At 40.5% G+C, this 2,712-nt stretch carries 1 protein-coding gene; it reads left to right on the top strand.

Annotation, left to right across the window (positions count from 1 at the left end; translation table 11 throughout):
• Nucleotides 1-236: 236 nt before the first annotated feature.
• The coding region (gene secA / locus H5072_RS16260) for a preprotein translocase subunit SecA (RefSeq protein ID WP_182694118.1) at nucleotides 237-2,712 on the top strand (2,476 nt) is incomplete at its 3' end.

Here is a 2,712-nt window from a genome sequence, read left to right as displayed (position 1 = left end):
CGAACCAGATCAAATTTTTCGATTTTATACACCGATCTTTTTATTGAGATAGTTTGTTGTTTGGCAGAGTCTGGTATAGTAGCGCACGTAATAAACAGTGCTTTTTGAACGGTTTAATACAAAATTGCTAATTAATATGTTCTAAGTGTTACTTAAAAGCACATATTAATTACCAATTGTTAAAAATGGGTTAGCCGATACTCGGCTGACAAAGAATACATTGTAACGGTTTTATCATGATATCTAATTTATTTACCAAGCTTTTTGGTAGTCGCAATGACCGCACTATTAAAAACTTAAGAAAGACGGTCGCGCTAATCAATGCGCTAGAAACGCAACTTGAAGCGCTTTCTGATGAAGATTTAAGAGCTAAAACAGCTGAGTTTAGAGAACGTTACGATAACGGACAAGGCCTTGACGATATTCTACCTGAAGCTTTTGCTGTGGTACGTGAAGCGTCAAAGCGTGTAAATGGCATGCGTCATTTCGACGTGCAGTTATTAGGTGGTATGGTTTTACATCAAGGTCGCATTGCAGAAATGCGTACCGGTGAAGGTAAAACACTTACAGCTACTCTACCAGCTTATCTAAACGGCTTAACAGGCAAAGGTGTTCACGTAATTACCGTGAATGACTACCTTGCTAAACGTGATGCTGAAACCAACCGTGCGTTATTTGAATTTTTAGGCCTTACAGTAGGCTGTAACGTACCAGGTATGATGCCGCAGCAAAAGAAGCTCGCTTATACTGCCGACATTACATACGGTACTAATAACGAATTTGGTTTTGACTACCTTCGTGACAACATGGCTTTTAGCATTGATGAACGAGTTCAACGTCCATTATTTTATGCTGTAGTCGATGAAGTGGATTCAATCTTAATTGATGAAGCACGTACCCCGCTGATTATTTCAGGTCCAGCTGAGGATAGCTCTGAGCTATACACTGAAATAAACACCATCGTCCCTTTACTTGAGCTTCAAGAAAAAGAAGACGAAGAAGGTATTGAAGGCGATGGCGATTACACTATCGATGAAAAATCTAAGCAAGTTCATTTAACTGAACGTGGTCAAATTAAAGTAGAAGAGCTACTTACTGAGCGCGGCTTAATTGAAGAAGGCGATTCGCTTTATTCAGCAGCAAGCATTACGCTACTAAGCCATGTTTATGCCGCCCTTCGTGCTCATAAGCTATACCAAAAAGATGTTGATTACGTTGTAAAAGAAAACGAAGTAATTATTATCGATGAGCATACGGGTCGTTCAATGGAAGGTCGTCGTTGGTCAGAAGGTTTACACCAAGCTGTTGAAGCAAAAGAAGGTGTAAAAATTCAAAACGAGAACCAAACACTTGCCTCTATTACGTTCCAAAACTACTTCCGTTTATACGAAACGTTAGCAGGTATGACAGGTACAGCCGATACTGAAGCATTTGAATTTCAGTCAATCTACGGCCTTGATACCGTTGTTATGCCAACTAATAAGCCGATGATTCGTGATGATCGCGCCGATTTAGTTTACCTAACGCAAGAAGAAAAATACGAAGCTATTTTAATTGATATTAAAGACTGCCAAGACCGTGGACAACCGGTGCTTGTTGGTACTATTTCAATTGAAAGCTCTGAGTATTTATCGCAGTTTTTACGCAAAGAAAAAATTAAGCACAATGTACTTAATGCTAAATTTCATGCGCAAGAAGCTGACATCGTTTCAGATGCTGGCCTACCAGGAACAGTAACAATTGCAACAAACATGGCCGGTCGTGGTACCGATATCGTGTTAGGTGGTAACTGGAACAGTGAAGTTGAAAAACTTGAAAACCCAACTGATGAGCAAATTGCTGAAATTAAAGCAGCTTGGAAAATTCGCCATGATGCAGTAATTGATGCCGGCGGTTTACATATCATTGGTACTGAACGTCACGAATCTCGTCGTATAGACAACCAATTACGTGGTCGTTCTGGTCGTCAAGGTGATGCTGGTTCAAGCCGTTTTTACTTATCGATGGACGATGCGCTAATGCGTATATTTGCCGGTGAGCGCATGACTAACATGATGCGTAAATTAGGCATGCAACGCGGTGAAGCAATTGAACATCCATGGGTAAACCGTGCGATTGAAAATGCACAGCGTAAAGTAGAAGCACGTAACTTCGACGTTCGTAAGCAACTACTTGAGTACGATGATGTAGCAAACGATCAACGTCGTGTTGTTTACTCTCAGCGTAACGAACTACTTGAAGAAGGTGATATTTCAGAAACTATTACTGCAATTCGTGGTGACGTACTTAGCAATACAATTGATCAGTACATTGCACCGCAAAGCCTTGCTGAAATGTGGGACATTCCTGGCCTTGAAGAGCGTTTAAAACAAGACTTCTTAATTGAGTTACCTATTACTCAGTGGTTAGCAGATGACAATAAACTATACGAAGAAAAGCTTCGTGAGCGTATTGAGCAGGCGGTTGAGCATTCATACAAGCAAAAAGAAGAGCAAGTTGGCGATTCTGTTTTACGTCAATTCGAAAAAGCGATTATGCTACAGAGTCTTGATCAGCATTGGAAAGATCACCTTGCTGCAATGGATCATTTACGCCAAGGTATTCATTTACGTGGTTACGCGCAAAAGAATCCTAAGCAAGAGTACAAGCGTGAATCGTTTGAGCTGTTCTCCGAAATGCTTGAAAACTTGAAAGTAGATGTTGTAAGCATTC

Origin of the sequence: Pseudoalteromonas sp. SR45-5, assembly GCF_014163565.1 — a bacterium.
Classification (GTDB): domain Bacteria; phylum Pseudomonadota; class Gammaproteobacteria; order Enterobacterales; family Alteromonadaceae; genus Pseudoalteromonas; species Pseudoalteromonas distincta.
Note: the sequence above shows the minus strand (reverse complement) of the source record. Positions and strands in the feature narration are given on the sequence as shown.